Source organism: Vibrio sp. 10N.222.55.B11, from assembly GCF_041473705.1.
In the GTDB taxonomy this organism is placed as follows: domain Bacteria; phylum Pseudomonadota; class Gammaproteobacteria; order Enterobacterales; family Vibrionaceae; genus Vibrio; species Vibrio crassostreae_C.
Window position 1 is genome coordinate 190,439 of the sequence record NZ_JBFRST010000008.1, and the last position, 7,163, is coordinate 197,601.

At 44.9% G+C, this 7,163-nt stretch carries 6 protein-coding genes and 1 tRNA gene; 3 read left to right on the plus strand and 4 right to left on the minus strand.

Annotated elements, in window-relative coordinates:
- The first annotated feature begins 17 nt into the window (after nucleotides 1-17).
- Nucleotides 18-1,451: an o-succinylbenzoate--CoA ligase gene (menE, locus tag AB4503_RS05020; protein WP_372113821.1), complete on the plus strand. Its 1,434-nt coding sequence runs from the start codon at nucleotides 18-20 to the stop codon at nucleotides 1,449-1,451.
- A 165-nt stretch (nucleotides 1,452-1,616) separates the two neighbouring features.
- Nucleotides 1,617-1,784 carry a hypothetical protein gene (locus AB4503_RS05025; protein WP_048664248.1) on the plus strand — a complete coding sequence of 56 codons (168 nt, stop codon included), beginning with the start codon at nucleotides 1,617-1,619 and terminating at the stop codon, nucleotides 1,782-1,784.
- Between the two features lie 133 nt (nucleotides 1,785-1,917).
- Here AB4503_RS05025 and AB4503_RS05030 read toward each other — a convergent pair whose 3' ends face one another.
- The 3 genes from AB4503_RS05030 to AB4503_RS05040 form a co-directional block, all read right to left on the minus strand.
- Nucleotides 1,918-2,838 (minus strand): YeiH family protein, encoded by a 921-nt coding sequence (locus tag AB4503_RS05030; protein WP_017060176.1) that lies wholly within the window; start codon nucleotides 2,836-2,838, stop codon nucleotides 1,918-1,920.
- A gap of 146 nt (nucleotides 2,839-2,984) precedes the next feature.
- Entirely contained in the window at nucleotides 2,985-4,859 is a 1,875-nt protein-coding gene (locus tag AB4503_RS05035) for an MFS transporter (protein WP_372113823.1), read from the minus strand.
- Nucleotides 4,860-4,876: 17 nt separating this feature from the next.
- Nucleotides 4,877-5,467, minus strand: coding sequence for a TetR/AcrR family transcriptional regulator (locus AB4503_RS05040; RefSeq protein WP_017064073.1), 591 nt, complete (start codon nucleotides 5,465-5,467; stop codon nucleotides 4,877-4,879).
- A gap of 196 nt (nucleotides 5,468-5,663) precedes the next feature.
- On the opposite strand from AB4503_RS05040, the gene AB4503_RS05045 reads away from it, so the two are divergent.
- A complete protein-coding gene (locus AB4503_RS05045) occupies nucleotides 5,664-6,572 on the plus strand; it encodes a Tim44 domain-containing protein (RefSeq protein WP_372113825.1) in 909 nt (302 codons plus the stop codon).
- 491 nt (nucleotides 6,573-7,063) lie between these two features.
- Here the strand turns inward: AB4503_RS05045 and AB4503_RS05050 are convergent.
- Nucleotides 7,064-7,148: transfer RNA gene (locus tag AB4503_RS05050), tRNA-Tyr, on the minus strand.
- Between the last annotated feature and the right edge of the window lie 15 nt (nucleotides 7,149-7,163).

Below are 7,163 nucleotides of genomic sequence, written 5' to 3' on the forward strand. Positions count from 1 at the left end.
CTATTTTTGGTTATCATATGATGCGCCCACAATCTAATCATCCCCCGCTCTGGGTAAAGTGGGCGCAGCAAAACCCACTTCAACCAGCGTTAGTGACCACTCACCGCACTTATACTTGGCAGCAAGTGTTTGTGTTGGTTAGTGAGTACCAACAACAGCTATCTCATCAAGGCCTATCTGAAGGTGATGTACTGACGATTGTTGGTAAGAATCAAGCTGAAGTGATCCCTGTTTATCTTGCCGCACTCAATTTGGGTGTGGTTTGTGCGTTTACGATGCCTCAGCCTAGTTTACGCCTGAAGCAAAAGCTCGATTCCTTATATCAAGCAGATCAACAGAGCTACCTTTGGCTCTTGGGCAATAGCGGAATAGAGCAATCAGAGACTGCCGATTTGAATACTCAGTTGGTGACCTTGCCTTGCCTAAGTGAACTGAAGTTTGATGGTGATGATGAGCAGATAACGACACCTCAAGAATCCAATTTCAATCCGCAAAATCTAGCGAGCATCGTATTCACTTCAGGTTCTACCGGAAACCCAAAAGCGGTCGTTCATACACTTGAGCAGCACCTATGCTCTGCGTCAGGGCTGCTTGAGGTGTTTCGTTATCAACAAGGTGACACGTGGTTACTGAGTTTACCTATGTACCATGTGTCGGGGCTGGCGATAGTTCATCGTTGGTTGGCGGCTGGTGGTTGCATCAAAATAGGCACAGGTCAGCTTGAAACCGATATAGAAGAATGCAGTCATGCTTCATTGGTCGCTACTCAACTACATCGATTGTTAAAGAGTAAGCAAGCACTTACTTTAACGCATGTACTTTTGGGTGGTAGTCATATACCAGAAGCACTTGGGCTCGAAGCTCAACAAATGGGCATCGAAACATGGCTTGGATACGGCATGACTGAAGCGGCTTCAACCGTGACCGCGAAGCCCGTTGATGCCGGCAGCACCGCCGGTTTTGTCCTTAACCATCGCCAGCTAAAAATTGAAGAACAACGTATCTTTATTGGTGGCGAGACGCTCGCGTCCGGGTATTACTATCAAGGTAACTTAACGCCATTAGTTGATAAGAGCGGTTGGTTTGATAGCAAAGATCTTGGTGAGTGGCTTGGCGAACAAGTGTCGATTATTGGTCGGGCTGATAATCAGTTCATTTCTGGTGGTGAGAACATTCATTGCGAAGAGATTGAGCGAGCACTCAATCAGTTGTCTGTGGTTAATCAGGCGTTTATTGTTCCTATTGAAGACGATGAGTTCGGGTTTCGACCTGTCGCTATTGTGGATTGTGCTGATTTGCCAACCAAAGAGTGGTTTGTTGAGCAATTGAATGGCCGTCTTGAACGGTTCAAATTTCCTGTTGAGTATTATCGAATGCCTAAGCAAGAACAACAGGGTATTAAGGTCTCACGCGCTGGATTGGCATCTTGGTTGTCTCAGCATAGGAGTTAAAGGTAAGCGCTTACCTCGACGTTATTTGCGAAGTTGTTAGGTGACTAAGCTGTCAGGCGGTTAGTTAATTTAGCAATTAGATAGTTCAAAACAGAATTTATTATCTTTATAACCATCCATCATAATAAGCCCTATAAATAACGGATTATAGAATAAGGTCTTATTATGAAAATTGCCCTCATCATTGCGGTTTTACTGCAGATAGGCCAAGCGGTCACTTCGTCAGGATTGACTCGCTCGTTGGCTGAACTCACCGCATTTGTGTTGGTTGTGGTACTTGTTTTAATGAAAAGAGAGAGCAAGAAGAGTGATAAGCCCCTGTTTGATTCGTGATTGTTACAACAAAGAATACCCTTACCACAAACGATAAAGGCAAAGCCCATTGGAGCTTTGCCTTTTTGTTTTGTTGCTCGCTAACTTGAGTGTCTAGTTCACCGAACAAACATCTAAAGCGTTTCTATGCGGGCTAAGCGAGAGTTAACCACGCCAATGAACCCGTTGAGATCATGACCCACATTGTAATACCAAACATCAGTGGTTTCGGCCCTGCCGCTTTTAACTTCTCAACTGAAATACCACAGCCAATTAAGAACAAACACACGACCAGTGCTCGCTTAGACACATCAAAGATTCCTTGATAGACCATCTCAAATTGTGGCAGTAAGTCACTCACCGCGATAGCGGCGCAATAGAAGAAAATGAAGTAGGGAACCGTAATCTTCTTTTGATCGTTCTTGAAGATCATCGCACTAATTAAAGCGATAGGGATGATCCAAAGTGCGCGAGCGAGCTTCAATGTTGTCGCTGTCGTCAGTGCTTCTTCGCCATACGCTGAAGCTGCACCTACTACAGAAGACGTATCGTGAATCGCTATCGCTGCCCAAGTACCAAATGTTTGTTGGCTGAGCTCAAGCGCGTGACCAATCATCGGGAATAAGAATAGAGCAACCGAGTTCAACACGAATACGGTAGCTAATGCCAAGCCAATCTGTTCATCGTCTGCTTTGATCGCGGGTGCCACTGCTGCTATCGCGCTACCACCACAAATCGCGGTACCAGAAGATATAAGATAGCCCGTAGTGCGGTCTAGCCCCATTTGTTTCGCCAAGAACCAACCAATGACTAATGTACCGATAATCGTCGTTACAATGAGCCCAATACCATCGCCTGTTACTGCTAATGCTTTTTCAAACTGAATACCAAAACCCAAGCCAACAATAGAGTAGGCCAGTAGCTTTTTGGTAAGCTTGCCGACTTCCAAGTGTTCAGGGACTAATCCTAAACTAGCAAGCAGGAAACCGATAACCAGGGCTGTCGGTGAGCTAACCCAAGGCGTTAAGCAAAACAGTGCAGCAAGATAAAATGGAACGGACTTTTTTAGGTTCATTGTATTTAGAGTCTTGTTTTGTTGTGGCGTTATTGTGATGAGACCACTATACGTTCAATAAAATGATAAGTAAGTCTAAATGAATTGAACAAACGTTAAGGAAAACTTAACGCTTGTTCAACTGATATGAATAAAGGGCTGGTTAACTAGCGTAATGATCCGCGAAGGTCAGAGACTGACTGTCGAAGCGTTTCACAAGAGGCTTGTTTAGGTGAAATCGGCTCGCCAGCTTCTATCTCTAGCTTAGTCCAGAAGCGAGTGGGTAACCCTTTGCAGGCACGGCCTTTGTAACGACTAAAGTAGCTACCCCATAATCCTTTAAGAGCCATAGGAATCACTGGGACAGGGGAACGTTTGATGATCAGCTCCATACCACGCATGAACTCAGCCATTTCGCCATCAGAGGTGAGCTTTCCTTCTGGGAAAATACACACGATGTGACCTTCATGCAGGGCACGCTCTACTTCTTTGAAAGCGTTTCGAATCGAGTTGCGGTTGGTCGCGGAGATTGGAATCACCCCAGCTCTTTTCAAGAAGCGTCGAATTGGCGGCAACTTGGTGTAATCCTCTTCCATCACAAAACGGATCAAGCGAGGGCAAACCGCACTCAGCAGCAGTGCATCCATATAACTCACATGGTTGCAGACAATCAACGCACCGCCCTTTTCTGGCAGGTGATGTAAGTTCTTATGTTTAACTCTGTACATGGTGTGAGTGACCACCCACGTAAAGAAGCGGAAAGCGTAGATAGGCACCTGATAAAACAGGTACAGCATCACCAAAGTGTTGCCCACTGCGAGCAAGATAAACAGCTGCGGAATTGAAAGATCTAGAACACTAAGGCAAACAATACCTAATACCGCACTTCCCACCATGAACAGTGAGTTGTAGATATTGAGCCCGGCAATCACTTGGGCACGCTCGTCGGGCTTGGCACGTAACTGCATCAGTGAATACAGAGGAACAATAAAGACACCGCCAGAGATACCCAGAAGCAGAAGGTAAGCAAACAGTGGCCACAGCTCTGAGTAGGTTACGAATTGATGGAAAGAACTAAAGTCAGGCAAAGACTCCGGGATGGATATCGCCATCAGAAGACCGAAGATCGAGATACCTAAGCTGCCCATTGGCACGATGCCGATTTCAATTCGGTGATTAGATAACTTATCACAAGCTAAAGAGCCGATTGCAATGCCTACCGAGAATAGTGCCAGTAAAAAGGCGACGGAGCTTTCAGTGCCGTTTAGATGCAGTTTAGTGAAGTTGGGAAACTGAGTTAGGTAAGCCGCACCAAGGAACCAGAACCAGCTGATAGACATCAGAGCTTGAAAGGTCGGGCGATCTTTTTTTGCAATCGCCAGTGTCGCGCGGGTCAGTTTTACAGGTTGCCACTTTACTTTAAGGTCTGGTGCATTACTTGGCGCTTGTGGGATAAACCAGCTTGATACATAGCCAAGCACGGCGAACGAAACAATACACACCGCAGCAATGAGCTTCGCGCCTTCTTCAGATGCAATGATGCCTGCGCCGAGAGTTCCAATCAGGATGGCTAAGAATGTACCTGTCTCGACGAGAGCGTTACCAGATACCAGTTCTTTTGTTTCTAACTGCTGTGGAAGCAGGGCATACTTCACCGGACCAAAGAAAGCACTCTGCGTTCCCATAAGGAACAGGAGCAGAAGTAATATTCCGTAGCTTTCGTAGATAAAACCGACCGCACCCAGTGACATGATCACTACTTCGAGGAGCTTAACTTTACGGATAAACCACGATTTTTCGTATTTGTCAGCCAGTACACCGGCTAAAGCAGAGAATAGGAAGAAGGGTAGAATAAAAAGGCCAGCGGCCAAATTAATGAATAGATTGGTGGAAATAGGCAGCGTGTCTACGCTTGCGAAAGCAACAAACAGTAACAGGACATTTTTGAATATGTTGTCGTTAAAGGCTCCTAGAAATTGGGTAATAAAGTAGGGTAGGAACCTTTTTTGCGTTAACAGCGAAGATTGGCTGCTGTTGTTCATTGTCTTTCCTTGGATGATTACCAGTTGGTTAAGTAGTTTGAGACTAGGTTATTGATCAGCTCTTTACCATCAATAGGCTCAGAGGCGAAAAATTTATCATCAACGCTAAGTAGAGTAATTCCGTGTACTCCAGACCATAATACACGGCTGGCTTTAACGACTTCGCTTTTCGTATGTTCAGGAGCAATCGCTACTAGCAACTGCTCTAGCATGCCTGTCATTCTATCGATGCGGTTCGATTGCCATTCAGGAAGGTTTTCACCGTTCATGTTGTGCTCAAAGATAAGTTGCCAACGGTGAGGGTGTCTCTGTGCAAAATCGTGGTAGCAGTAGGCAAGGTTGAATAGAGCTTGTTGAGGGTTGCTCGATTGTTCAACAGCTGCAGCGGATTCTGACGCCAGTTCATCTAATGTTTGAGCGACCACATGCAAAAGCAGTAGGTTGTAGTTACCAAATACATTTACTAAGGTACTTGGAACGTAACCAATCATATTGGCGATTTTACGTAGACTTAGCTCGTGATAAGAGTGCTCTTCTAAGAAGTCGGTTACCGTTTTTAAGGTTAATTGCACTAATTGTTCGCGAGTATGATCGTTTCGTCTTGCCATGGGGACTTTCTATTAAATGAACATCGTTCAATATTTTAATGCTGCCCTTGAGTGCCGTCAATCCCTTCGCTAGTTTAGTAATCAATTAATAGCCGCAATATTATGATACATGTGTAAACACGGTGAATATTTCATTGTTCTTTGTTAACGAGTATGATTAAGGTGTCGAAAGATAAAAAACCTATAAAGGATAATAATGAAACGATTTTTCTCACTAGTCGCGATCCTGTTGGTAACAGTCGCGGTGACGCCAATCGCGGAAGCGAAAAAGTTTGGTGGTGGTAAGTCATTTGGCAAAAGCTTTAAAACGGCTCCAGCACCAAAACAACAAAACACGAATTCGATCCGTCAAGATCAAACAGGTAAGAACACAGCAGCTAACTCTAGCAAGAAAGGCCTTATGGGCGGTCTGCTAGGTGGTTTACTTGCTGGTGGTCTTTTAGCTGCATTCTTTGGTGGCGCATTTGAAGGTATCCAGTTCATGGATATTCTGATCATGGGTCTGATTGCTTTCCTAGCGTTTAAATTCCTACGTGGAATGTTGGGCGCGAAGCAGGGCTCAATGAATCAGCAGAATGCACGTGGCCAACAGCCAGCATTCGGCGGCATGGGTCAGAACAAGTTTGAACAACCTAAGCAACAACCAAATGTTCATAACTTCGAGCAAGCACAACCTCAATCACAAGGCACTGCTGGTGGTTTCGGTTTTGGTGCACAAAGCGATGTTCCACATAACTACCCACCGGGCTTTGATCAAGCGGCATTCATCAACGGTTCTCGTGAGCACTACCGTACACTGCAAGGTGCATGGAACCACAATGAGCTAAACACGATTGAAGAATACGTATCTCCAAGCCTATTTGAAGACCTAAAAGCTGAGCGTAATAAGCTAGACGGTGATCAGCACACAGACGTAATGTACGTTGATGCTGAAATCGTTCGCGCAGACCACGATGGTAGCAAAGCACAGCTAAGCCTTCAGTTTAGCGGTCGTTACCGTGACACAGCGGATGGCATCGAAGAAGATATCACTGATATCTGGCACCTAGAGCGTGACCTAACAACTAACAATGCACCTTGGTTAATTGTTGGTATTCAAGGTTAATTCCAGGATTTAACTCAACATCAATAGAATGTAGTTATTCGGAATGACACCAAATAATAGAAAGCCCCTGCTGAGAAATCAGCAGGGGCTTTTTTGCGTCTAATGATATGTATCTTAGTTAAAGATTGAATTAACCTGAGACTAACTAACTGATTTTATTTGGATGTAATGAGTAATGACAAAGTTCTTTGAACCCGTATTGGAGCCTGAGGTTACTTTGCAGCAGAAACAGATAATTGCGAACGAATGCGAAGAACATATATCGACCCATTGTTTAGGCTGCGCTGCTTATCTGGCTTGTGAGCGTCATGCAGAAGTATGGGATCACTGATGTTTGAATGGGCTAGATCGCTTAGTTATTTGTAGGAGCGGGTTAGTGTTTAGGAAGTTGAGGGTTGTTTTAGAAGACACGTTTAGTAAGAGATAAAGCTCAGAAACGAAAAAAGCCAACTCAATGAGTTGGCTTTTCGATTTTCCAATTAAGGAGAATATGGTGGAGGGAGACGGATTCGAACCATCGAAGGCAGTGCCGGCAGATTTACAGTCTGCTCCCTTTGGCCACTCGGGAACCCCTCCAGGGTGTGTCTTACT